26 protein-coding genes and 1 riboswitch are annotated in these 23,717 nt (G+C 67.3%); of the genes, 12 read left to right on the top strand and 14 right to left on the bottom strand.

Translation table 11 applies throughout. The annotated features are described in order from the left end of the window. The first annotated feature begins 111 nt into the window (after positions 1 to 111). From ROA7023_RS16905 to ROA7023_RS16880, 6 genes are all read left to right on the top strand, one after another. Positions 112 to 504 (top strand): cytidine deaminase, encoded by a 393-nt coding sequence (locus ROA7023_RS16905; RefSeq protein ID WP_085880213.1) that lies wholly within the window; start codon positions 112 to 114, stop codon positions 502 to 504. Further along, positions 501 to 1,808, top strand: coding sequence for a thymidine phosphorylase (locus ROA7023_RS16900; RefSeq protein WP_085880212.1), 1,308 nt, complete (start codon positions 501 to 503; stop codon positions 1,806 to 1,808). The genes ROA7023_RS16905 and ROA7023_RS16900 overlap by 4 nt, the downstream gene beginning before the upstream one ends. Further along, positions 1,805 to 2,980, top strand: a complete 1,176-nt coding sequence (locus ROA7023_RS16895) for a phosphopentomutase (protein WP_085880211.1) — start codon at positions 1,805 to 1,807, stop codon at positions 2,978 to 2,980. Before ROA7023_RS16900 ends, ROA7023_RS16895 begins: the two co-directional genes overlap by 4 nt. Further along, positions 2,977 to 3,966, top strand: a complete 990-nt coding sequence (locus ROA7023_RS16890; RefSeq protein WP_085880210.1) for an adenosine deaminase — start codon at positions 2,977 to 2,979, stop codon at positions 3,964 to 3,966. Before ROA7023_RS16895 ends, ROA7023_RS16890 begins: the two co-directional genes overlap by 4 nt. Then, positions 3,963 to 4,595 (top strand): uracil phosphoribosyltransferase, encoded by a 633-nt coding sequence (upp, locus tag ROA7023_RS16885; protein WP_085880209.1) that lies wholly within the window; start codon positions 3,963 to 3,965, stop codon positions 4,593 to 4,595. Before ROA7023_RS16890 ends, upp begins: the two co-directional genes overlap by 4 nt. Positions 4,596 to 4,841: 246 nt before the next feature. Further along, complete coding sequence (locus tag ROA7023_RS16880) at positions 4,842 to 5,912, top strand: hypothetical protein (RefSeq protein WP_143535611.1); 1,071 nt, start codon at positions 4,842 to 4,844, stop codon at positions 5,910 to 5,912. A gap of 13 nt (positions 5,913 to 5,925) precedes the next feature. Here the strand turns inward: ROA7023_RS16880 and ROA7023_RS16875 are convergent, their stop codons facing one another. The 9 genes from ROA7023_RS16875 to miaB form a co-directional block, all read right to left on the bottom strand. After that, positions 5,926 to 6,948 carry a hypothetical protein gene (locus ROA7023_RS16875; protein ID WP_085880207.1) on the bottom strand — a complete coding sequence of 341 codons (1,023 nt, stop codon included), beginning with the start codon at positions 6,946 to 6,948 and terminating at the stop codon, positions 5,926 to 5,928. Positions 6,949 to 7,141: 193 nt separating this feature from the next. Then, a complete protein-coding gene (gene metK, locus ROA7023_RS16870) occupies positions 7,142 to 8,308 on the bottom strand; it encodes a methionine adenosyltransferase (protein ID WP_085880206.1) in 1,167 nt (388 codons plus the stop codon). A 5-nt stretch (positions 8,309 to 8,313) separates the two neighbouring features. Further along, a riboswitch (SAM-SAH riboswitch) is annotated at positions 8,314 to 8,363 on the bottom strand. Positions 8,364 to 8,377: 14 nt separating this feature from the next. After that, positions 8,378 to 9,889, bottom strand: a complete 1,512-nt coding sequence (gene lnt / locus ROA7023_RS16865; RefSeq protein WP_306372501.1) for an apolipoprotein N-acyltransferase — start codon at positions 9,887 to 9,889, stop codon at positions 8,378 to 8,380. Positions 9,890 to 9,896: 7 nt separating this feature from the next. Beyond that, complete coding sequence (locus ROA7023_RS16860; protein WP_085880205.1) at positions 9,897 to 10,799, bottom strand: hemolysin family protein; 903 nt, start codon at positions 10,797 to 10,799, stop codon at positions 9,897 to 9,899. A gap of 46 nt (positions 10,800 to 10,845) precedes the next feature. Continuing rightward, the gene (gene ybeY / locus ROA7023_RS16855) at positions 10,846 to 11,340 is read right to left on the bottom strand and encodes an rRNA maturation RNase YbeY (protein ID WP_085880204.1); all 495 of its coding nucleotides are present in this window, start codon (positions 11,338 to 11,340) and stop codon (positions 10,846 to 10,848) included. Between the two features lie 204 nt (positions 11,341 to 11,544). Then, positions 11,545 to 12,546: a PhoH family protein gene (locus ROA7023_RS16850; RefSeq protein WP_085880203.1), complete on the bottom strand. Its 1,002-nt coding sequence runs from the start codon at positions 12,544 to 12,546 to the stop codon at positions 11,545 to 11,547. Positions 12,547 to 12,691: 145 nt separating this feature from the next. Next, positions 12,692 to 12,994 carry a hypothetical protein gene (locus ROA7023_RS16845; RefSeq protein WP_085880227.1) on the bottom strand — a complete coding sequence of 101 codons (303 nt, stop codon included), beginning with the start codon at positions 12,992 to 12,994 and terminating at the stop codon, positions 12,692 to 12,694. Between the two features lie 17 nt (positions 12,995 to 13,011). Beyond that, entirely contained in the window at positions 13,012 to 13,536 is a 525-nt protein-coding gene (locus tag ROA7023_RS16840; protein ID WP_085880202.1) for an OmpA family protein, read from the bottom strand. A gap of 257 nt (positions 13,537 to 13,793) precedes the next feature. After that, entirely contained in the window at positions 13,794 to 15,101 is a 1,308-nt protein-coding gene (gene miaB / locus ROA7023_RS16835; RefSeq protein WP_085880201.1) for a tRNA (N6-isopentenyl adenosine(37)-C2)-methylthiotransferase MiaB, read from the bottom strand. Between the two features lie 110 nt (positions 15,102 to 15,211). On the opposite strand from miaB, the gene ROA7023_RS16830 reads away from it, so the two are divergent. The 4 genes from ROA7023_RS16830 to ROA7023_RS16815 all read left to right on the top strand — a co-directional run bounded on the left by ROA7023_RS16830 (position 15,212) and on the right by ROA7023_RS16815 (position 17,593). Next, positions 15,212 to 16,069, top strand: a complete 858-nt coding sequence (locus ROA7023_RS16830) for a hypothetical protein (RefSeq protein ID WP_085880200.1) — start codon at positions 15,212 to 15,214, stop codon at positions 16,067 to 16,069. A 28-nt stretch (positions 16,070 to 16,097) separates the two neighbouring features. After that, positions 16,098 to 16,766: a sulfotransferase family 2 domain-containing protein gene (locus ROA7023_RS16825; RefSeq protein WP_085880199.1), complete on the top strand. Its 669-nt coding sequence runs from the start codon at positions 16,098 to 16,100 to the stop codon at positions 16,764 to 16,766. Positions 16,767 to 16,925: 159 nt separating this feature from the next. After that, positions 16,926 to 17,099: a hypothetical protein gene (locus ROA7023_RS24520; RefSeq protein WP_159458562.1), complete on the top strand. Its 174-nt coding sequence runs from the start codon at positions 16,926 to 16,928 to the stop codon at positions 17,097 to 17,099. Then, the gene (locus ROA7023_RS16815; RefSeq protein ID WP_159458561.1) at positions 17,090 to 17,593 is read left to right on the top strand and encodes a Hint domain-containing protein; all 504 of its coding nucleotides are present in this window, start codon (positions 17,090 to 17,092) and stop codon (positions 17,591 to 17,593) included. Before ROA7023_RS24520 ends, ROA7023_RS16815 begins: the two co-directional genes overlap by 10 nt. A gap of 228 nt (positions 17,594 to 17,821) precedes the next feature. Here ROA7023_RS16815 and ROA7023_RS16810 read toward each other — a convergent pair whose 3' ends face one another. Next, positions 17,822 to 20,032, bottom strand: a complete 2,211-nt coding sequence (locus ROA7023_RS16810; protein ID WP_085880196.1) for a 3-hydroxyacyl-CoA dehydrogenase NAD-binding domain-containing protein — start codon at positions 20,030 to 20,032, stop codon at positions 17,822 to 17,824. A 296-nt stretch (positions 20,033 to 20,328) separates the two neighbouring features. Between ROA7023_RS16810 and ROA7023_RS24515 the strand changes: the two genes are divergently transcribed. Continuing rightward, positions 20,329 to 20,478, top strand: a complete 150-nt coding sequence (locus ROA7023_RS24515) for a hypothetical protein (protein ID WP_159458560.1) — start codon at positions 20,329 to 20,331, stop codon at positions 20,476 to 20,478. Between the two features lie 102 nt (positions 20,479 to 20,580). Beyond that, positions 20,581 to 20,751: a hypothetical protein gene (locus ROA7023_RS24510; protein WP_159458559.1), complete on the top strand. Its 171-nt coding sequence runs from the start codon at positions 20,581 to 20,583 to the stop codon at positions 20,749 to 20,751. A 95-nt stretch (positions 20,752 to 20,846) separates the two neighbouring features. Here the strand turns inward: ROA7023_RS24510 and ROA7023_RS16805 are convergent, their stop codons facing one another. The 4 genes from ROA7023_RS16805 to ROA7023_RS16790 all read right to left on the bottom strand — a co-directional run bounded on the left by ROA7023_RS16805 (position 20,847) and on the right by ROA7023_RS16790 (position 23,669). Continuing rightward, positions 20,847 to 21,314: a cupin domain-containing protein gene (locus tag ROA7023_RS16805; protein WP_200812543.1), complete on the bottom strand. Its 468-nt coding sequence runs from the start codon at positions 21,312 to 21,314 to the stop codon at positions 20,847 to 20,849. Beyond that, positions 21,314 to 22,525, bottom strand: a complete 1,212-nt coding sequence (locus ROA7023_RS16800; protein WP_085880195.1) for an acetyl-CoA C-acetyltransferase — start codon at positions 22,523 to 22,525, stop codon at positions 21,314 to 21,316. Before ROA7023_RS16800 ends, ROA7023_RS16805 begins: the two co-directional genes overlap by 1 nt. An 11-nt stretch (positions 22,526 to 22,536) precedes the next feature. Next, a complete protein-coding gene (locus tag ROA7023_RS16795; protein WP_085880194.1) occupies positions 22,537 to 23,172 on the bottom strand; it encodes a glutathione S-transferase family protein in 636 nt (211 codons plus the stop codon). Between the two features lie 284 nt (positions 23,173 to 23,456). After that, positions 23,457 to 23,669, bottom strand: coding sequence for a hypothetical protein (locus tag ROA7023_RS16790; RefSeq protein WP_085880193.1), 213 nt, complete (start codon positions 23,667 to 23,669; stop codon positions 23,457 to 23,459). Between the last annotated feature and the right edge of the window lie 48 nt (positions 23,670 to 23,717).

Here is a 23,717-nt window from a genome sequence, read left to right as displayed (position 1 = left end):
CCTTGGAGGGGAGGCGGGCCGCCGCCCTGGCCATCGTCAAGTCTCCAGTCGCGTCGCCCTTGCATCCCTCGCGACCCCGGAACAGAGTCGCGGAAAACCAGGAGCCGGCCAATGACACTGATCGACGACGCCCGCGCGGTGCGCGAAAACGCCCATGTTCCCTATTCCAGGTTCAAGGTCGGCGCCGCGATCCGCACCGCCGGCGGCACCGTCTACAAGGGCTGCAACGTTGAGAATGTGGCATATCCCGAAGGCACCTGTGCCGAGGCAGGCGCGATCGCGGCCATGGTCGCCGGCGGCGATCTCGAGATAGCCGAGGTCGCGGTGATCGCCGACAGCCCGGTCCCGGTCTCTCCCTGTGGCGGCTGCCGCCAGAAGCTGGCCGAATTCGGCAAGGCCGATGTCAAGGTCACCCTGGCCACGACGGACGGCGCCACCTTCGAGACCACGATCGGCGCGCTTCTGCCCGGGGTCTTCGACAAAGATTACATGAGCCGGGTGTGACCGACGCCCGCACCGTGCTGCAAAAGGTCCGATCGGGCGAGGCGCCGGATGCGGAGGAGCTGGGCTGGTTCGCCCGAGGCCTCGCGACCGGTGCGGTGAGCGATGCCCAGGCCGGCGCCTTCGCCATGGCGGTCTGCCTCAGCGGGCTGTCGGACCCGGCCCGGGTCGCGCTGACCCTGGCGATGCGCGATTCCGGCGATGTGCTGGACTGGGATCTGCCCGGCCCGATCCTCGACAAGCACTCGACTGGCGGCGTCGGCGATTGCGTCTCGCTGGTCCTGGCCCCGGCGCTGGCGGCCTGCGGCGTCTTCGTGCCGATGATCTCGGGTCGCGGGCTGGGGCACAGCGGCGGCACGCTCGACAAGATCGAGGCGATCCCCGGTGTGCAGTCGCAGGTCTCCGAGGAGGCGCTGCGCCGGATCGTGCGCAGCGCGGGTTGCGCCATTGTCGGGGCCAGCGCACGGATCGCCCCGGCGGACCGCAGGCTCTATGCCATCCGCGACGTCACCGCGACGATCACATCCATCGACCTGATCACCGCGTCGATCCTGTCCAAGAAGCTTGCGGCGGGGCTCGACGGGCTGGTGCTCGACGTCAAGGTCGGCTCGGGGGCCTTCATGGCGACCCTGCCCGAGGCGGGGGCGCTGGCCGCCGCGCTGGTCCAGACCGCGAACGGCGCGGGCTGCCCCACCGCCGCGCTGATAACAGACATGAACCAGCCGCTGGCCCCGGCCATGGGCAACGCGCTGGAGGTCGCCGTCTCGATGGAGATACTGGCGGGCAATCGCCCGGCCGCGCCGCGCCTGCACGACCTCTGCGTCGCGCTCGGCGGCCGCCTTCTTGCGCTGGCGGGCGAGGTGGAGGGCGAGGCCGAGGAAAAGATCGCCGGCGCGATCGCGTCGGGCCGCGCGATGCAGCATTTCGCCCACATGGTATCCGAGATGGGCGGGCCGCCGGACATGGAGGCCGACTGGCGCACCCATCTGCCCGCCGCACCGGTGGTGGGCGATGTGCCCGCACCGATGTCGGGCCATGTTTTGGCCATCGACGGCGAGGCGCTGGGCCTTGCCGTCGTCGGCCTCGGCGGCGGCCGGCAGACCGAGAGCGACAGCATCGACCCCGCCGTGGGCCTGTCGGAGATCGCAGGTCTGGGCCAGAAGGTCTCGCGCGGGGATCCGCTCTGCAGCCTGCATGCGCGCGACGAGGACAGCGCCCAACGGGCCGCGCACCGGATCCTCGCGGCGATCACGATCGGCGACGCGCCCGAGATACCCCCCTTGCTCCATGGAGTGATCGACCGATGACCCGCGCCTTTCTCGTCGTGATCGACAGCGTCGGGATCGGCGGCGCCCCCGACGCCCGCGCCTTCTTCAACGGGGCCACACCGGATACCGGCGCGAACACCGTCGGCCACATCGCCAAGGCCGTGGGCCTGAACGTCCCGGTGATGGCGCGTCTGGGCCTGGGTGCTGCGCTGGAACTGGCCTCGGGCATGGGCGATTGCGGGCTCGACGCCGCGCCCACGGGCGCCTGGGGCGCGGCGACCGAGGTCAGCATCGGCAAGGATACCCCCTCCGGTCATTGGGAACTGGCCGGTGTGCCGGTGCCCTGGGAATGGCACACCTTTCCCGACACAAAGGACTCCTTTCCCGACACGCTGATCGAAGAGGTCAAGCGACTGGCAGGGACCTCTGGCATCCTGGGAAACAGGCATGCGCCCGGCACCGCGATCATCGAAGAGGAAGGGGCGCACCACCTGGAGACGGGCTGGCCGATCTGCTATACCTCGGCCGACAGCGTCTTTCAGATTGCTGCGCACGAAGAGGCGTTTGGCCTCGAAAACCTCTATGATCTTTGCAGAAATCTTGCACCGACCCTGCACGGCATGAAGGTCGGCCGGGTCATCGCCCGGCCATTCATCGGCACCCCCGGGCACTTCCAGCGGACACAGAATCGTAAGGATTTCGCGATAGCCCCTCCGGGCCCGACCCTCTGCGACTGGGGACAGGCCGCCGGGCGCAGGGTCCATGCCGTCGGCAAGATCGGCGACATATTCTCGATGCGCGGCATCGACGAGGTGCGCAAAGGGGACGACCGGGCGCTGATGGGCCATATCCACGATCTCGTGCAGGAGGCCGAAGAGGGGTCGTTGACCTTCGCCAATCTGGTGGAGTTCGACAGTCTCTATGGCCACCGCCGCGATGCCGAAGGCTATCGCGACCACCTGGAGTGGTTCGATGCCGAGCTCGGGCGCGTGATTGCCGCCCTGCGCGAGGGTGACCTGCTGATCGTCACCGCCGACCACGGCAACGACCCGACCTGGGTCGGCACCGATCATACCCGGGAGCGGGTGCCGGTGCTGTGCCACGGTGTCGGCCCGCGCGGCCTCGGCCTTCTGGCCTATGCCGACGTCGCCGCATCCATCGCCGCCCACCTGGGCATCCCGTCCCAAGGCCCCGGAGTTTCCTTTCTATGAGCTGGCAATCCTTTCCCAAGGTTGAACTGCACCTGCACCTCGAAGGCGGCGCCCCGCCCGCGTTCATCCGTGGCCTCGCCCGCGAAAAGAACATCGACCTGTCCGGCATCTTCTCCGACACAGGGGGCTATGCCTATCGCGATTTCGACCATTTCCTGAAGATCTACGAGGCGGCCTGCACCGTCCTGCAGGGCCCCGAGGATTTTTACCGCCTCACCCTCGCGGTGCTGGAGCAAAGCGCGGCCCATGGTGTGGTCTATTCCGAGACCTTCCTGTCGCCCGATTTCTGCGGCGGCGGGGACCTGAGCGCCTGGCGCGAGTATCTCGCGGCCATCGAGGCCGCGGCCGATGAGGCCGAGGCGACCCTCGGCATCACCCTGCGCGGCATCGTCACCTGCATCCGCCATCTCGGCCCGGACCAGGCGCGGCCGGCCGCCCGCTGCGCGGCCGAAACCAGGGGACGATTCCTCACCGGCTTCGGCATGGCTGGGGGCGAAATGGTCGGCCGCCCGGGGGATTTCGCCTGGGCCTTCGATGCGGCCCGCGAAGCGGGGCTGGAGCTGACCTGCCACGCGGGCGAATGGGGCGGCCCGGACATGATCGCCGAGACGGTCAGCCACCTCGCGCCAAGCCGGCTTGGTCACGGGATTAACGTGATCCACGACGACGCGCTCGTGGACAAGGTGGTCGAAGACGGGCTGGTGCTCGAGGTCTGCCCGGGCTCCAACGTCTTTCTCGGCGCGTCGGGCGACTGGGCCGACCACCCGATCGCGGTCCTGCGGGACCGCGGCGTCAAGGTCACCGTTTCCACCGACGACCCCCCGTTCTTCCACACCACCATGACGCGCGAATTCGAGATGCTCGAGCGGACCTTCGGCTGGGGCGAGGAAGATTTTGCCGCCCTCAACCAGACCGCGCTTGACGCGGCGTTCTGCGATGCGGAAACGAAGGAGAAAGTCGCCGCCAAGTTGAAGGACCGCCCATGACCGAGCATCTTACCCTCGTCGATCACCCCCTGGTGCAGCACAAGCTCAGCCTGATGCGGGAACGGACGACCTCCACCAACAGTTTCCGTCGGCTGCTGCGCGAGATCAGCCACCTGCTCGCCTACGAGGTCACGCGCAACCTGCCGATGACGACCCGGACGATCGACACCCCGCTCTGCCCGATGGACGCCCCGGTGATCGAGGGCAAGAAGCTTGCCCTCGTCTCGATCCTGCGGGCGGGCAACGGTCTGCTGGACGGTGTGCTCGACCTGGTGCCGGCGGCGCGGGTCGGCTTCATCGGTCTCTACCGTGACGAGGAAACGCTCCAGCCGGTGCAATATTACTCGAAACTGCCCGAACATCTGGAAGACCGCCTGGTCATCGCCGTGGATCCGATGCTTGCGACCGGCAATTCCTCGGCCGCGGCGGTCGACCTGATCAAGGCCGCCGGCGCCACGAACATCCGGTTCCTGTGCCTGTTGGCCGCCCCGGAGGGAATCGCCCGGATGAAAGAGGCCCACCCCGACGTGCCTATCGTGACGGCCGCCGTGGACGAGCGCCTGAACGAGCAGGGCTATATCGTGCCCGGACTGGGCGATGCCGGTGATCGCATGTTTGGGACGAAATAAGCCCTTGGTCGCTTTACAAGAAACCACGGCTCCGCCATTCTGTGACCGAATCCTGTGGGGGCAGAGATGAACAAAAGCAGTGCTTTCCTGTCGGTCGTTGTCGCCGGTCTTGTCGGGGCAACCTCAGCCGGTGCGCAGGGAATTCGGGACGTGCAGGGGCCGGTACCGGTCCCTCCGTCGAGCTACACCGCAAACCAGTACGTCGGTGCCAGCGGCTGCGTTTTCGTGCGCGCGGGCCTTTCCGGGATGACCACCTGGGTTCCCCGGGTATCGCGCAGCCGTCAACAGCTGTGCGGGTTCGAGCCGTCGCTTGGCCCCGCGCCACGCGATGACGGCCCGAGCCGCGAAGTCGTGGCAGACGCGCCGTTCACCGAGACCTTCGAGCCCGAGACCACGATCCGCTCCGCCGCGGCGCCAGAGCCCGAAGCCGCGCCTGCGCCGGCCCCCGCGGCGGCCCCGACACCGATGCCGCGCGTCCGCCGTGGCGCGGACCCCGGCCCGCCGATAGAGACCGTCGCCACGACGATCCGCACCTCCGCCGAAGAGCCGCGCTTCGTCCGCGTCCCGCAGGCCCCGGTGCGCAGCGCCGCGCCGGCCCCGACGCCGCCCCCGGCCGAGTCGCCCCGCACCATGACCCGGGCCGAGGCCTGTGCTGGCCGGTCCGGTGTTCTCGACGGCTACGTGATCCGGGGCACCGGCCGCCCGCTGGATTGCGGCCCCGCCGAAACGGTCCGCACCGCCGCTCCGATGGCCCCCGCGATGGCGGTCGCAACGGGAGAGCCCGCGCTGCGCCCCGGCCCAGACGGCGCCATCCGCGTCTCGCTGACCGTGATCTGCGCCCGCATTGCCCGAACCGGGGAAGCCTTCCTCAACCGCGCCACGGGGCAACCCGTCGCTTGCGGCGATCCGACGCCGCCCGTGACCTTCGTGCAGGCGCCGCAAGCCCCCGTCGTGCCTAGCGCCCCGGCCGCGGCCGGAACAGCCCCGGTACGCACCGCAACGGCGGCCCCGTCCAACGGTTGCACCAATCTGAGCGAGGTCGCCCGGCAGTATATCGGCTCCGCCGGCGTTCGCTGCGGCCCGCAAAGCGAGCCGATCACAGCTTATGCGGCCGCCCGCTCGATCCCGTCGCGCTCGGCCACCCTGTCGACATCGTCCACCACGCTGTTCCAGCGCGAACCGGTTCCGGCCTCGAATCCGACGCCGGCCTCGACGGCCGCCCGGACGATCCCGTCGCCGCCGGCCGGATACCGCGGCGTCTGGGACGACGGCCGGATCAATCCCCAGCGCGGGCTGCGGGGGGCGTCCTACTTCTGATGGGCGAATGCAGTCAGTTGTCGCAGATGTTCTGAAGCCGGACCCAGTCCGTATCGCTCATCACGGGCGGGATCTCACGATCGCGCATCGGATCTCCGTCGAGCAACGCCGACACGGTCTGCCCCGACAGGTCGAGCGAGCGCGCATAGGGCCCGGTCGGCAGTTGCGCGGCGGCAAATAGGCGCAGCAGTATCTCGTCGGACACCCGCTCGGACGGCTCTGACAGCAGGCGCCGGGCGTGGGCCGCCATGGCGTCGGGCGGCAGGTCCCCGGTGGTGAACAGGCGAAAGACGGCACGCAACCCGGCGTTCCGCAAGACCTCCTCCAACGGATCACGGACCTGGACCTGCGCCGCCGTCGCCAGCACATGTCCTGCGACGACCGACGGATCGTCGTAATCCTCGACGAGCGTCCGGCTCACCGCGATGATTCCGCCGGGCAGGTAGAGCGTGCCGATCGCCTCGGTTGGCAAGACCAAGATCCGCCCCCCGGCCTCGGGCCCGAGCACCCGCGCGGCCAGCACTGCAAGGGCCGCCTGGCCCTCGGTGGACCGACAGGTCGGGCCCGTCAGCCGCTGCATATGCCCCAGGACCGTCGCGCCGATCTCGGACCGCTTGACCGGCGGGACGACCGCGAGTGTCTGCTGGATCAGCGCGTTTGGCAGCCAGAAGACTCCCAGTGCCACCACGGTCGCGACAGATACGGCCATCCCGAACCAGCGCAACCGTCCGGGCTGCGGCCGGCGCCGCTCGATGCTGCGGCGGACCTGTTCGATCGCGTCGACCATCGTCCGGTCAGAAATCTCCAGCGTTTCCTCGCCTTCTATTCCGGGGGAATAGAGCGTGGCCCGTCCTCCGCCGCCGCCGATCCGCTCCACCGCGGCCAGGGACCAATGGGTCAGGATCTGGCCCTTGCCGTCCGCAATCACGAGGGTGGCGTCTCCGAACGATACGATGACATCGCGCCGCTGCACGCCCGCCTGCGGGCGCCAGAGTCCCGTGCTTTCAAGCCGGGTATATTGCGTCAAAGCCGTCATGTCTCAGGCGGGGCCTGCTCTGCCTCCGTTGAGATCCGACGATAGGGCAGCCGATCCGGAAAGGACAGGAAATCCGTGGCCTTCATCTTGGCCGGAAAACTCCCGCCGGAGGCTCCCGCGTCGGCCTCCCCTTGGTACCGTTGAACCCCGGCGCCGGGGATGGGCCGCGGTTCCCGCCAGCCGTGACGTCGCCTCAGACCGCCTTCGCCAGCGCCTCGGCGATGTCCGTGCGCTCCCAGGAAAAGCCGCCGTCCGCCTCCGGGGCCCGTCCGAAGTGGCCATAGGCCGCTGTGCGGGCATAGATCGGGCGGGACAGCTCCAGATGCTCGCGGATCCCGCGCGGGGTCAGGTCCATGACCTTGGGGATCGCCCGCTCGATCGCCGCCGGGTCGATTTCCCCCGTCCCGTGGGTGTCCACGTAGATCGACAGGGGCTTGGCCACGCCGATTGCATAGGACAGCTGCAAGGTGCAGCGCCGGGCGAGCCCCGCGGCGACGACGTTCTTGGCAAGATAGCGCGCGGCATAGGCCGCGGACCGGTCGACTTTTGTCGGGTCCTTGCCGGAAAAGGCTCCGCCGCCGTGGGGGGCTGACCCGCCATATGTGTCCACGATGATCTTGCGCCCGGTCAGCCCCGCGTCCCCGTCTGGCCCGCCGATCACGAAGGTCCCGGTCGGATTGACCCACCATTCCGTCTGCTCGGTGATGAAGCCCGATGGCAGGACCTCCCGGATATAGGGCTCCACGATGGCGCGGATGTCGTCCGAGGTCTGGTCAACGCTCTCGTGCTGGGTCGACAGCACGATCGAGGTCGCCTCCACCGGCTGGCCGCCCTCGTATCGCAGGCTCAGCTGTGTCTTGGCATCGGGGCGCAACGTCGGCTCCTGTCCCGATTTGCGGACCTCGGCGAGCCGCCGCAGGATCGCGTGGGAATACTGGATCGGGGCCGGCATCAAGGCCGGGGTTTCGTCCGTGGCATAGCCGAACATGATCCCCTGGTCCCCGGCACCATCCCTGTCCACACCCTGGGCGATATGGGCCGATTGGGCATGCAGCATGTTCTGCACTTCACAGGTCTGCCAGTGGAACTTGTCCTGCTCATAGCCGATGTCGCGGATGCACTCGCGGGCGATCCCCTCGACATTGGCCAGGTGGTCCTTCAGCCTTTCGGGATCCGACAGGCCGACCTCACCACCGATCACGACCATGTTGGTGGTGGCAAAGGTCTCGCAGGCGACCCGCGCGTTGGCCTCTTCGGAGAGCAGGGCGTCCAAGATGGCGTCTGAAATGCGATCACAGACCTTGTCGGGATGCCCTTCGGAAACCGATTCCGAGGTGAATATGTAACTGTCGCGGGTCATTGGGATGCTCCATTCAAATGTTACCTGCCACGTCAGGAAGCCGTTGTGGCAGAGCCAAGTCGCGCATGGTTAGGCTACGGGCTGTCGAGGTTCAATCGCTTTCCGACGCGCCAGCAGGAGATTGAGGGCGAAAGCGGCCAGCAGCACCCAGATCACCGGCCCGTCGCCAGTGTGTGCGTAGAGCGTGGGCGGCAGGGCCGGGGGCAGGGCCACGTCGCGCCAACCGGCCTCGCCCATCGGAATAATCTCGACCAGCCGGCCGCGGGCGTCGATCATCGCCGAGATGCCGGTGTTGGCGACCCGGACCATGGGCAGGCCCTGCTCGATGGCGCGCAGGCGGGCCTGCGCCAGGTGCTGGTAGGGGCCCGCCACCTGTCCGAACCAGGCGTCGTTGGTGATCAGCAACATGAACCGGGGCCGGGGCGCCACCGCACCGATCTCCTCGGCAAAGATGCCTTCGTAACAGATCAGCGGCAGCGCCGGGCCGATCCCCGCGATGTCGACCGTGCGCCCGCCGGGGCCGGGGGTATAGCCGCCGCCCTCGTTCGCCGCGAGCCCATGGATGCCGAACCGCGCGAGAAGCCCGCCGAACGGAATATACTCGCCGAAGGGCACAAGGTGGGCCTTGTCGTAACGGTCCGCGACCCCGCCGGTCTCGCCCAGCACCAGCAGCGAATTGTACAACCGCGGCCAGTCCCGCCGCTGGATGCCGACCACGACGGGGGCACCGCGAGAGGCCTCGGTCACCAGTTCCAGCGCCGCGTCGGCCTGGTCGAGCCAATAGGGCACCGAGGTCTCGGGCCAGACCGTGAGGTCGGGACGTGGCCCCTCGGCGGTAAAGGCCAGCTGACGGCGAAAGAACATCTCGGCCTTGCCGGGCTGCCATTTTTCGTCCTGCGGGGCGTTTGGCTGCACCAGCCGGACGATCGGAGCGTCGGCCGGGGGCGCGATCTCGGGCAATGTCGCGTCCCATGCGGTCGCCGCGCCCCAGACGAGCGCTGCGGCGGCCAGACCGGCGGCGGCCCGAACACTCCCGCGTCCCGGCCAGAGCGACGGGACGCAGGCCAGAAGCACCGTTATCGCGGTCAGCCCGTGCGCCCCGAAAAGGCTGGCCAGTTGGCCGACGGAGGTCCCGATCCAGATGTGTCCCAGCAGAACCCAGGGAAAGCCGGTCATCACCACCGACCGCAGGTATTCGGCCAGCACCAGCGCGAGGCCCAGCAACAGGGGGCCCCGCCGGGCGGAAAGCCCGAAGGCCAGCGCCCAGAACAGCGCGAGGCCCCCGGCCATGAAGACGAGGGCGAAGGGGGCCATCCAGCCGTCCCGGGCCACGTCGACAAGGAAGGGCTCGACGATCCAGTGCAGTGCCACGAGGAAATAACCGGTCCCCGCGCACCAGCCGAACCAGGCCGCCGCCGGCCAGCGGGGCGCCCCGCGCATGAGCCACAGGATCAGGGCGAGCGCGACGAGCGTGGCCGGCGCGAACCCCACCGGCGCCTGGCCGAGCGCGGCCAGGGCACCCAGGCCCAGGGCCGCGCCCATGCGGCGCCAGCGTGGCCCGGCCCAGATCGTGTCGGCCAAGGGGTCCTCAGGTGTCTTCGGCGTGGGGCAGACGCACGCGCATCCGCTTGATCCGCCGCGGGTCGGCGTCGATCACGTCGAATTCCAGCCCGTGGGGATGGGGCACGACCTCGCCTCGGACAGGCACGCGGCCCGCCAGCATGAAGACCAGGCCGCCCAGCGAGTCGATCTCCTCCGCGTCGATCTCGTCGTGGTTGGTCAGCTTCATGCCGATCTCGGCCTCGAATTCATCCAGCGGTGTCTTGGCGCGGACGATGTAGACGCCGGGCTTTTCCTTGGTCCAAAGCTTGGCCTCGTCGACATCGTGCTCGTCCTCGATGTCTCCGACCACCTGCTCCAGCAGATCCTCAAGCGTCACCAGCCCGTCCGTCCCGCCGTATTCGTCGATCACCAGGGCCATGTGAATCCGCTCCGTCTGCATCTTCTGCAGCAGGATCGTCAGCGGCATCGATGGCGGCACATAGAGCAGCGGTCGCATGATGGCCTTGAAATCGACGGTCTCGCCGTTGCCGTTGAACCCGTGCTTGAGCGCGAAATCCTTCAGGTTCACAAGACCCAGCGGGGTGTCGAGCGTGCCGTCGAACACCGGCAAACGAGTCTTGCCGCATTCCCGGAACGCTTCGACCAGTTCGCTCTTTGTGGAATTGACCGGGACGGCGTGAATATCCGCCTGGGGAATGGAAACGTCCTCGACGCGCTTGCGTCGAAGGTTCGCCATGCCAAGGATGGGCTGCGTCACGGACATGTGGGCATGACCGTTGGCATAGGGCGCCGGAATCTCGTCATTCGGACTCATCGCTTCAAATATCCGCGAAAAGAAGCCACGTTGAGACGTGTCATTTTCGCCAGTGTCGGGTCCGGGTTGCGCGCTCTGCGCCGCACCAGGCGACCCTTCGGTCGTATCTCCCATTTTCTCCTACCGGATTGCGGGGCCGGGCCAATCCCGTCCTGCCGCCTCACGTCTCTTCATATGGGTCCGCGAGGCCAAGTTTGCCAAGTATTTCGTTCTCGAGCCCCTCCATCAAGAGGGCGTCTGGATCGCGAATGTGATCGTATCCCAAAAGATGCAAAATCGCATGAACCACAAGGTGCGTCGCGTGGGCCGGCAAAGTCTTGCCCATGGTGCGGGCTTCGGCGGCGCAGGTGTCGAAGGCGATGGCGATGTCGCCAAGCTCGGGGTCGGCGAGATCCGGGGGCAGGGGGGACTCGCCGGCGACGGCCGCGCCACGCTCGTCCGAGGGCCACGACAGAACGTTGGTCGGCTGGGGCTTGCCACGGAAATCCGCGTTCAGTGCGGCAATTCGGGCATCGTCGCAGGCAAGAAGGCTGATCTCCCAGACCGAGGGTTCAAGACCCAGCCGGGACAGCGTCGCATCGGCCGCGCCGTCGGCGATGGACTGAAGATCCAGGGCGGACCAGCTCTCGTCCTCGACGTTGATTTCAACCGGCATGGGATGCCGCGGCGGGCCCGGGGGTGGGGCGCATGGCTGCGGCGATCCGTCGCGGCCTTTTCCCGGGCAAATCCGGGGCCGAGCAGGCCGACAACCCGCCGCGGATCCGGTTCCGCGCCGCGCGGGCGAATCGGACTGAGCGGACCCCCCCGCCGGTCCGCATCTTGGTCTTCGCGACAACCGTCCGGGTCATGGCCGGGGCCCCTAGCTTCCGTCCGCCTCGTAGGCGTCGATGATCGCGGCCACCAGCGGGTGCCGCACGACGTCCCTGGACGTGAAGTAGTTGAAACTGATCTTCGGAACATTCCCCAGAAGCCGTTCGGCATCGGCCAGCCCCGAGGACACGCCGCGGGGCAGGTCTACCTGGCTGCGGTCGCCTGTGATGACCATGCGGCTGCCCTCGCCGAGGCGGGTCAGGAACATCTTCATCTGCATCGTGGTCGCGTTCTGCGCCTCGTCGAGCAACACGAAGGCGCGGCTGAGCGTCCGGCCTCGCATGAAGGCGAGCGGCGCGATTTCGATCTGCTTTTCCTCGATCAGCTTGGCGGTCTGCTTGCCCGGCAGGAAATCGTTCAGCGCGTCATAGAGCGGCTGCATGTAGGGATCGACCTTGTCCTTCATGTCGCCGGGCAGAAAGCCCAGGCGCTCGCCCGCCTCGACGGCGGGGCGGGACAGGATGATCTTGTCGACCAGTCCCTGGATATACATGTTCACGCCGACCGCGACGGCCAGGTAGGTCTTGCCGGTGCCGGCGGGGCCGATCCCGAAGGCCAGCTCGTTGTCGTAGAGCGCCCGGACATAGGCCTTTTGCGCATCGGTTCGGGGCTCCACCAGCTTCTTGCGCGTCTTGATCTCGATCGGGCCGCCCTGGAACATCTCCATCTGGCGTGAATCGTCCGCGGCGGGCTCCCCGGGGCCCATGCGCAGTTCGCGTTCGATGTCGGCGGGCTCGATCGAGCGGCCGGCCTCCAGCCGCTGATAGAGACTGCCCAGCAGTTCGGCCGCCAGCGCCCGCGCGTCCACATCGCCGAGGATCGACAACTGGTTGCCGCGCCGCAGGATCTGAACGGACAGGCGGCTTTCGATGTCGGCGAGGTTGCGGTCATATTCGCCGCAAAGGTCGATCAGCAGGAAGTTGTCTGGAAATTCGAGCACCGTCTCGAGGAGCGGTGGGGCGGCGGAGGGGGGAAGTGTTGTCGTGGCCAAGCCTGTCTCCTGCTCTAGCGCCTGGGATCATGTTCGCAACATGATCTGGGTGTTGCAAGCGAGGCCTGCGCGATATCCCGTGTTTGGAACGAAAAAGGCCGCGGTGCAAACCGCGGCCCTCCGAAATTGTCTGCCGATCGAGCGATCAGAGGAAATCCGGCACGGGCGAGCCTGACTGGAACGGGCCGACCACCGTCGTCGGCGGCGCCACGCCCGAGCAGACCGGCCGCCCGTCGGGCTGCAGCCGTTCGGACAGATAGCCTTCGACACCGTCGTCGATGATCCAGTGGTCGCAACCATTGGGATCGACCCAGATCCCGGCGACCAGCGTCGACAGGTTCGCATCGGAATCGATGCCCCGGTCGAGGTTCTTGTCCGGCCCGACTGGTGTGCAGGCCGAGATACCGGCGGCCGCGCCCAGAAGGATGAGCACCTTCACGGAATTCATGTGCATTCCCATTCTCCTTAACGCAGGCAATAGATTTCCACGCGGCGGTTCTGGCGCCATGCGTGTTCGTTGTGACCCTGCGCCCGCGGCTGCGATTCCCCGTAGCCCTGCACATCGACGATACGGGCGCCGATCGACTGGGCGACCTGCGCCACGGCGTTGGCGCGGCGGTTGCTGAGCGCGATGTTGTATTCGTAGGACGCACGCTCGTCGGTATGGCCGTAAATCAGGTAGCCGAAGGCGTTCGCCGACTGGAAGAACTGCTGCAGCCGCTGGCGGTTGCTCGCGTTGATGTGGTGCGAGTCCGTCGCGAAGAGCGTGTCGGTCGACATCACGCCGCAAATCTCGCTCCGGTGGCAGACCGGGCGCCCGTCGCGGGTGCGGTGGGGGCTCATGTAGCCCTCGGCACCGTCATCCATGGCCCAGTGCTCGCATCCGTCCGGATCGATCCAGATCCCCGGCCGATAAATCTGCTGCGCCTCGGCGGTGCTGCTCATCATGGCCAGTCCGATGACCGAGGCGACAATTACCCCCAATGCCATCACGGCCCAATTCGATCTCACGTTCGCCAATGCCTTGTCCCTCTGCCTAGTTTCCCCCGGATCAACGGGGCGGCCCATTCGCACCGACCCATCCCATCACGTTCAAAACTCTAACGAAATTCTGTCACATTGGAAGGAGAATCCGGCAGATATTGTGGTTGATATGGAAACAGCCCCCACCAGAAGCCGCGACGGTCCTGTGGACAAGTCGAATCCTGCCCGAAGGTAAGGCAGTTGCGGCCCGCTCTTGATGCTGCCTACAGAAGTTCGGCGCCAAGGGAGTGCGGCGCGGCGGAGACGATTCTGACCGGCGCGATCTGCCCGATCAACCGCTCGGGCCCCGTCGCATGCACCGCCATGAGGTGATCCGACTTGCCGACGATCTGACCCTGCATCCGGCCGGGCTTTTCGAAGAGGACCCGGACCTCCTTGCCGACCATCGCCTCCTGCGCGGCGGTCTGCTGTTCCGCCAGAAGCGCCTGCAGCCGGGCCAGACGCTCGGTCTTGGCGGCCTCGGCCACCTGATCGCGTTCGGCCGCGGGGGTGCCGGGGCGCGGCGAATACTTGAACGAGAAGGCCGAGGCGTAGCCGACAGCCCGCACCAGCGCGAGCGTGTCCTCGAAATCCGCATCGGTCTCGCCGGGAAAGCCGACGATGAAGTCGCCCGACATCGCAAGATCGGGCCGCGCCGCCCGCAGCCGATCGACCAGCGCGAGGTAGCTTTCGGCGGTGTGCTTGCGGTTCATCGCCTTCAGGATCCGGTCGGAGCCGGACTGCACCGGCAGGTGCAGGTAGGGCATCAGTTTGGCGCAATCGCCATGGGCGGCGATCAACGCGTCGTCCATGTCGTTGGGATGCGAGGTGGTGAACCGGATGCGGTCCAGCCCGTCGATATCGGCCAGCTGCCAGATCAGCCCGGCAAGGCCGCCCTCGGCGCCGTGATAGGCATTCACGTTCTGGCCAAGCAGCGTGATATCGCGCACGCCGGCCTCGACCAAGCCTCTCGCCTCTTGCACAATTCTATCCGCGGGGCGGCTGACCTCTGCGCCTCGGGTATAGGGAACCACACAAAACGAACAAAACTTGTCGCAGCCTTCCTGGACCGTCAGGAACGCGGACGGCCCGCGCGCGGCCTTGGGACGGGACGCCAGGCCGGCGAACTTGTCTTCCACCGGAAAGTCGGTGTCGAGCGCCTTTGCGCCGCCGGCGACGGTCTGCTCCATCTCCGGCAGGCGGTGGTAGCTTTGCGGTCCCACAACGAGGTCGACCATGGGCTGGCGACGCATGATCTCCTGGCCCTCGGCCTGGGCGACGCAGCCCGCCACCCCGATCTTGAGGTCCGGCTTCGCCGTCTTCAACGGCTTCATCCGGCCAAGCTCCGAATAGACCTTCTCGGCGGCCTTCTCGCGGATATGACAGGTGTTGAGCAGGATCATGTCCGCCTCTTCGGCAACCTCGGTGCGGACATAGCCGCTGCCGCCCATGGCCTCGGCCATGCGCTCGCTGTCATAGACGTTCATCTGACAGCCATATGTCTTGATGTAGAGCTTCTTCTGGGCGGCCATCAACGGATCCTCCGGCGTGTGAACGGTGCTTATCCAATGGGGCTCTCGCTTGCAATGCGCCGCCAACCGGGGCAGCGTGCGGCCGCCGGGGGGCATCAGGAACGGGACGGATGCGATACAAGAACCTGACAGAGTTCACCGGGTCCGGCGCCCTCGCAAACGGGCCGGTCGGGCTGATCTTCGTGGAAGACGAGGTCGAGGTCGCAAGCACCTTGCGCCATCACATCGCGCGGGGGTTCGGGACGCTGGCGGCCTTCATGCCGGCGGAATTCGCGCTGGGCGGGGAATTCGAACGCGGGGTTCACCGCGTCGATTATGACGTGACTGTCGACGGCGGCCTGCGCGACGCGGTCAACGCCTGTATCGCCGCCGCGCCGGGCGTCTGGTTCTACTACGGCTACAACGCCGAATACCTCTTCTTTCCGTTCTGCGAGACGCGCAGCGTTGGCGAGATGGCGGGCTTTTCGTTCGAGGAACGCCGGGATCAGGTGCTGTGCTACGTGGTCGACCTCTACGCCGCGGACCTCTGGGCGCATCCCTCGGCCGTGTCGATCGGGAATGCCCATCTCGACAGGTCGGGCTATTACGCGCTGGCCCGCACGGACCCCTGGAACAACCCGATCGACCGGCAGATGGATTTCTTCGGCGGGCTGCGCTGGCGGTTCGAGGAGCATATCCCAAAGGCCCGCCGCAACATCGACCGGGTCGCGCTGTTCCGCGCACAGCCGGGCCTGCTGCTCGGGGACGACCACACGTTCAACCTTGAGGAATACAACACCTATGCCTGCCCCTGGCACAATTCCCTGACGGCCGCGGTCTGTTCTTTCCGGACCGCCAAGGCGCTGAAGCGGAACCCGGGGTCGACCTTCGACATCCCGACCTTTTATTGGCACAACTCCTCGCCCTTCACCTGGACCTCCCGGCAATTGCTGGATCTGGGGCTGATGGAGCCCGGGCAGTGGTTCTGACCCGGGTGGCGGGCGCCCGGCCGGCGCCATGATCCTGTCGCGCGGTCGACGCTATCTCTTCGTGCATATCCCCAAGACGGGCGGCACCTCTATGGCGCTCGCGCTGGAACAGCGGGCGATGCGGGACGACTGGCTGATCGGCGATACGCCCAAGGCCCGGCGGCGCAAGGCGCGACTGAAGGAAGTTCAGACCGCCGGCCGCCTGTGGAAACACTCCACGGTGGCCGAGGCGGAGGGGCTCTATTCCCGTGCCGAGCTTGACGATCTCTTCGTGTTCACGCTGGTGCGCAATCCCTGGGACAGGATGGTCAGCTACTATCATTGGTTGCGGGTCCAGACCTTCGACCACCCGGCGGTGGCCGTGGCACGGGCGCGGTCGTTCTCGGATTTCCTCAATCATCCGCAAACGACCGGCGCGATCGCCGCCAATCCCTACGGGCAGTATATGCGCGACGGGGCGGGGCGCGAGCGGGCCACGCTCTATGCCCGGCTCGAGGCGCTGGAGGAGGATCTGGCGCCGTTGCGGGCGCATCTGGGGTTCGACCCGCAGCCGGGGCGCAGCAATGCGAGCGAAAGACCCGCGGACTGGCGCGGACAGTATGGGGACCGGGACGCGGGCCTGGTCGCCGAGTTCTGCGCCGAGGACATCCGGCGGTTCGGATACGCCTTCGACCCTCCCGGTGTTTCCGCATTCTGAACAGAGGACGGTTGCCGCCGAGATTGCCAGGGCCAGCCGCCGCAATGTCGCAATCTTGCCGCGAATTGCCCCAATCACGGCCCATAGAATCAATTTGTCTCAAACTTGTCTCAAAGACGCCCGATCTCCTGGGGGGCGCCGGAAACGAGGATGCAGACGATGTACGGATGGACCCGCGACAAGTTCGACCGCAAGCAGGCTGAGAAGGTCGATCCGATCTGCGACGGCAGGCTGGGCACCGGCGCCTGCGGCATCCTCGCGGGGACCAGGGTCGCCACCGATATCGGATGGCGGCCGGTCGAGGCGGTGTGGCCGAGGGGGACATGGTCCTGACCTTCGACGGCGGGATGCAGCCCGTGGTCTCGGTGCGGCGCGAGATCCTCTGGGCCGGCACCGAGAGCTGCGCAACAGAGACCTGGCCGCTGCACGTGCCGGCCGGCGCCCTGGGCAACCGCGCGGCGATGACCCTGCTGCCGAGCCAGCCCGTGCTGATCGAGAGCGACACTGCCGAGGCGCTTTACGGTGACCCGTTCGCGCTGGTCCCGGCCTCGGCGCTGGAGGGCTACAAGGGCATCACGCGGACGCGGCCCGGACCGCGGATCGAGGTGGTCGTGCTGGTCTTCGAAGGGGACGAGATCGTCTTCGGCAACATGGGCGCGCTGTTCCACTGCCCGGCCGGCGGGGACCTTCTGGAGGCAGCCTTTGCGGATGAGGCGCCGGGTTATCGCGTGCTGGGCCAGGACGAGGCGGACGCGCTTGTCACCGCGCTGGAGATCGAGGAGGGCGCCGCGCGGCCCGGGCCCTGTGGCCTGCGCGTCGTCGCCTGACGAAGCTTGCATCAAGCAAATTGAGAGGCGCCTGCGGGCGCCTCGCCGTATTCTGGCGCGGGTTTCGGCCGGGGTGGAGCGATTTGACCGTTTCGCCGCCTGAGAGGGTTCGCCCGCCCGGCGCGGAACTGTGAGCCCGGGATGCTGGCCGCAGTCATGGGGCGGTATTGCGGCGACCGCCCCCGTCGCGCGGAGGCGGCCTTTGACCAGGGACGCCCGGCCGCGGGTCTAGGCGGCGTCGGCCGCGTCCGGAATGCCGAAGCGGCCGTAGAAGGACTGCCCCTTGCCGGCCATCTCCGCGAGCAGGTCGGGGCAGGCGAAGCGGGGGCCGTGGGCCGAGGCAAGCTCCTCTGCCCGCGCCGCGGCGTAGGGGCTGCCGATCATGTCGAGCCAGGAGAAGGGCCCGCCCGACCACGGCGCGAAGCCCCAGCCGAGGATCGCGCCGACATCGCCTTCGCGGATGTCGGTCAGCACGTCCTCTTCCAGCGCACGGACCGCTTCGAGCACCTGGACGAACATCAGCCGGTGCTGCACCTCCAGCAGGTCGGGCTGGTCGGCGCTCCGGGGATGGAGCGCGGCCACTCCCTCCCAGAGACCGGTGCGTTTGCCGGCGTCATCATAGGCATAGAACCCCGCCTTGGCCTTGCGGCCCAGCCGGCCGTCCTCCGCCATTCTCTCCATCAATGCGTCGACCGGAGCCATGTCGGCGGGGTAGGCATCCCCCATCGCAGCCCGTGTGGCCTTCGAGATCTTGATGCCGAGGTCGATCGACGTCTCGTCGATCAGCTGCAACGGCCCGAGAGGAAAGCCCAGCAACCGGGCGGCGTTCTCGATCAACGCCGGGGCCACGCCCTCGGTCACCATCCGCGCCCCTTCGTTCAGGTAGGGAATGATGCAGCGGTTCGCATAGAAGAACCGGGCGTCATGGACCACGATCGGGGTCTTGCGGATCTGCCGCACGAAGTCGAGCGCCTTGGCCACGGCCCTGTCGCCGGTCGCCGCGCCCTTGATGATCTCGACCAGGGCCATCTTTTCGACCGGCGAGAAGAAGTGGATGCCGATGAACTGGTCGGGCCGGGACGACGCGCGGGCGAGATCGGTGATCGGCAGGGTCGAGGTGTTGGTGGCGAAGATGCAATCCTCGCCGATCACGGCCTCCACCCTCCGGGTGATCTCGGCCTTGACCGCCATGTCCTCGAACACCGCCTCGACGATCAGGTCGCAGTCCGAGAGCGACTCGACCTCGGTCGTGGAGGTTATGAGGCCCAGCAACGCCTCTTTCTTCTCGGGCGTGGCCTTGCCGCGCTTGATCCCCTTGTCGGCATAGTCGGCCACGTAGGCCTTGCCGCGGTCGGCGGCGTCCTGGCTCTGGTCGAGCAGGACGACCTCGATCCCGGACTGGGCCGAGACCAGGGCGATGCCCGCGCCCATCATGCCGGCACCCAGCACCCCGACCTTGCGAACGGTCTGGTCGGGGACGTCGGGCCGGTTCGCGCCTTTCTCCAGCGCCTGCTTGTTGACGAAGAGCGAGCGGATCATGGCCGAGGAGCTCGGGTCCATCAGGACGGAGGTGAACCAGCGCGCCTCGATCCGCAGCGCCGTGTCGAAGGGGACCTGGGCGCCCTCGTAGATCGCCGACAGGAGCGCCTTCGCTGCCGGATAGACGCCTTGCGTCTGGTGATTGATCATCGCGGAGGCCCCGACGAAGGTCATGAAGCCCGCCGGGTGATACGGCTCGCCCCCGGGCATCTTCCAGCCTTTCTGGTCCCAGGGCTTGACGATATCGGCGTCCTTGGCCGCGAGCACCCAGGCGCGGGCCGCCGACATCAGCTCGTCCGCGGGGACGACCTCGTCCACCAGCTGCGCCGATTTGGCCCGTTTGGGGTCCAGCATCTTGCCTTCCAGCAGGACCGGGGCGGCCTGCATGGCGCCGACCATGCGCGAATAGCGCGTCGTGCCGCCGCCGCCGGGAAACAGCCCCAGCAGGATTTCCGGCAAGCCGATCTTCGCCTTGGTATTGTCGGCCATGATGCGGTGGTGGCAGCCCAGCGCCAGCTCTGTCCCGATCCCGGCGCAGGTGCCGGGGATCGCGCAGACCACGGGCTTGCCACCCTTCAGGGTCTTGGGGTCCATGCCGGCGCGCTCGATCTTGCGCAGGATGCGGTGCCCCTCCATCGTGAAGTCGAATAGCGCCTGCGCCGGGGCCTCGCCCGCCTCGGCGCGGATCGTGGCCAGCACGTTGAGGTCCATGCCGCCGGCAAAGTCGCGCTTGCCGGACGTGATGATGATCCCCTGAACGCCGTCGTCGGCGAGGGCCGCGTCCACGAGCCGCTCGAGCTCCTGGAACGCGTCGCCGGTCATCACGTTCATGCTCTTTCCGGGAACGTCCCAGGTGATGATGGCCACGCCGTCGTCGGTCTGCATGGTGAAATCGGTCATGAGGTCTCTCCAGTCGTGGGGCGGGGGATGAAAAGGGGGCGGGCGGCGGTGGTGGCGATCCCGTCGCGCAAGGGCGTCAGCCGGCCTCTGCCGGCCCCGGGGGCGATCCTGTTGCAACCCGGCCTACCATCATGTTGCCGGCGGGGATGCAGATGACGACGTACGAGACCGCCGCCGGCATGTCTCTTGTCCGGGCGGGCATGGCCGCCGTGGTCCCGCGGGACCTCGCCGGATTGCCGTTCGGCTGACGGGGCAGCAACTCGACCGCGCGGCCCCATGTCACACTTTCCGGACAGGTGCCGTCCGGGATCCGTGTCGGGCCGGGGCTGGTCGACGACAAGGACCATATCTGCGCCAATGCCAGCAGCATCGGCTGCGCGAACGACCTGACGTCCTCGTTCGATCAGGACATCTGGACCTTCAGCTGTTGCGTCACGGGCGCCTGACCGTTTTCCGCGACGTTCGGCGACAACATTCAGGCGAAGGCCCGCGACGCGTCCGACGCTCTGTTGGGCACCTTCGACATTCGCAGCCACGGATGCCGACTTATGACCTCGACCACCGGCATCTGCGAGATCCTGTTCGACGACGGTTCCGTCTCGACCGGTGGCATCGGCGTCTACGATATCAGCGCCGTGCCGCTGTCCGCCGCGCTGCCGATGCTTTCGGGGGGCAAGGGCGCGACGGGCCTTCCGGCACGACGACGCCGGGTGGGCTGAGGCCGGCCGCGTCGCACCTGCCGGGCGGAGGGCGCCCGTCGTGGCCTGCGCCGCAAGGGTCAGGTCGTCGATCTCTCTCGTGACGCTCACCCCGGTCATGACCCGTCGGTCCCGTCCGGGTAGGGTGTGCCGTCGAGATGGGTGTAACCCTCGGGCCGATGCAGCAGGTCGAGCCCGGGATAGGTGGTCACGTTCCGCGGATCGCGGGTGCCCATGATCAGGTACTGCGCCGGGGCGCCGCTGTCGTTGCGCAGGGTGTGCGCCACCGCCTTGCCGGCGGGCCAGCAGCAGCTCTCTCCGGGGCCGATCACCGTCTCTTCGCCGTTCTCGATCACGGTCAGCTGGCCGGCGAGCATGTAGAGGAACTCGTCCTCAAGGCTTTCCCAGTGCATCTGGCTGGACTGACCGCCCGGGTGCAGCGTCTCGAGCGCCACGCCGTACTGGGTCAGCCCGCCGGCATCGGACAGGGGGCGGTAGGACAGGCCGTTCGGCATGTCATAGGGCGGCGGATAGGAGGAGGCCTTGGGGGTGACCTCCTCCACGCTGTTGCTCTTGATGATCATCAGACGCGCTCGATGATCGTGGCCGCGCCCATCCCCGACGCGACGCAGAGCGTGGCGAGGCCGGTCGCCTTGTCGGTTCGCTCCATCTCGTCCAGCAGCGTGCCGAGGATGATTGCGCCCGAGGCGCCCAGGGGATGGCCCATCGCGATCGCGCCGCCGTTGACGTTGAGTTTGCCGTGATCGACGTTGAACGCCTGCATGAAGCGCAGGACGACGGCCGAAAACGCCTCGTTCACCTCGAAAAGGTCGATATCGCCGATCTCCAGGCCGCTGTCGGCCAGGATCTTCTGCGTGACCGGGACGGGACCGGTCAGCATGATGGTCGGATCGGTGCCGATCTTGGCGGTGGCGCGGATGCGGGCGCGGGGCTTCAGGCCGAGGGCCTCGCCCCATTCCTTCGAGCCGATCAGCAGGCCCGCGGCCCCGTCCACGATGCCCGAGGAATTGCCGGCATGGTGGACATGGTTGATCCGCTCGAGATGCGGATACTTCATCAGCGCGACCTTGTCGAAACCGGGCATGACCTCGCCCTGATCCTTGAAGGCGGGCTTCAGTGCGCCGAGGGCCTGCATGTCGGTGCCCGGGCGCATGTATTCGTCGCGGTCGAGGATGATGAGCCCGTTGACGTCGCGCACAGCGATGACGGAGCCGGCAAAGCGGTCGGCCTCCCATGCGGCGGCGGCGCGCTTCTGGCTCTCGACGGCGAAGAGGTCGGCGTCATCGCGCGAGATGCCGTATTCCGTGGCGATGATATCGGCCGAAATGCCCTGCGGGACGAAATAATGCGACATGGCAACTGTCGGGTCGACCGCGACGGCCGCCCCGTCAGAGCCCATGGGCACCCGCGACATGCACTCGACGCCGCCGGCGATATAGCCGCCGCCCGCGCCGCCGCGCACCTGGTTTGCGGCCAGGTTTACCGCCTCCAGCCCGCTGGCGCAGAAACGGTTGATGGACAGCCCCGGGATCCTCTCGTCCAGGTCCGAGGCGAGCACGGCCGTCCGGGCAAGGCAGCCGCCCTGCTCCTTGACCTGCGTGGCATTGCCCCAGATCACGTCCTCAACGGCGTGACCCTGCAGGCCGCTCCGCGCGGCGAGTTCGTTGAGAACGACGGCCGACAGGCGCAGCGCGGTGACCTCGTTCAGGCTCCCGTCGCTGCGGCCCTTGCCCCGGGGGGTGCGAATGGCATCGAAGATATAGGCGTCGGTCATGAGATCCTCCGTCAGTCGGCAGGCGGATAGGCCCGCGTCATCAAGTCATAAGGGTGTTTCCAGCCCGGCAGGGCGGCAATCCGGTCAAGCCAGGCGTCGACGCGGGGGTAGGCCGCCCGGTCGAAGGTGAACGCCTCGGGATAATAAAGGTATCCGCAGCAGGCCAGGTCGGCGATGCTGACATCCGAGGAGGCCAGCCAGTCCCGGCCGTCGAGTTGTGTTTCCAGCACCTTGAGCGCCGAGTGCAGGCGCATCGACAGATAGCCGTTGATGTCCGCATTGCGCTTGTCTTCGGGCAGGAAGTTCATGTTGAACCGCAGTGGCCCGGCCTGCCCGGAGAGCTTGTGGTTGTCGAAGAACATCCAGCGCAGAACCTCGCGCCGCTCCGCCGCCGACTGGCCCCCGAGCTTGCCGGTCTTGGACGAGATGTAGTCCTGGATCACCGCGGATTGGGTCAGGACGGTGTCGCCGTCGATCAGGACCGGAACCTCACCCATCACGTTGAGCGTCCGGAACTCCGCGCCACGTGTCTCCCCCTTGAAGAAATCGACATGAACCGGCTCCCAGTCCACATCGGCAAAGCCGAGCGTCAGCGCAACCTTGTAGGCGTTGCCGCTTTCGCCGAAGCAATAGAGTTTCATGGTCATCCGCTTCCTCCCATGAGTTTCGCCCGGCAAGACCGGACGGCCGTGAGTTTTCTTGCCAAGATGAAGACCGGACTCCCGCTAGGCAGGAAACTTTTAACCATGATCCCGCAAGCTGCCCCTGCGCCGATAGCTGGAGAGCGATTCGGCGTCCAAGGTGAAGCTCCGCCGCCCGGAAACTCCGGTAGCCAATCCGGCAAGGCCGGGGGCGGGGTGATCCCCTTGATGCTTCATCTTGGCCGGAAAACTCCCGCCGGAGGCTCCGGCATTTGTGGCATGCGCGGCGGTCACTTCTTTCGCGCCTCCAGCTCCGAATTGAACAGACGAAGCCGGTGGGCGAAGGTGTCTTCGTTGATGACGCTGTCGAAATGTTCGAACAGGAACGACAGCGCCTCCCCCTCGTCCAGCCCGGCCTCCTGGCTGAACCGTTTGAGCCGACGATAGCCGTCCTCGGTCATGGCGACCGGAAAGCGGCGGGTCAGGCGAAAACGTTTTGGCATCGTGAACCTCGGACCAGTGGTCGAACGGGTGAAGGGGGCGGATCCCGC

The organism is Roseisalinus antarcticus (assembly GCF_900172355.1).
GTDB lineage: Bacteria > Pseudomonadota > Alphaproteobacteria > Rhodobacterales > Rhodobacteraceae > Oceanicola > Oceanicola antarcticus_A.
The sequence above is the reverse complement of the archived record's forward strand: the minus strand, read 5'-3'. Positions and strand labels throughout refer to the sequence as shown.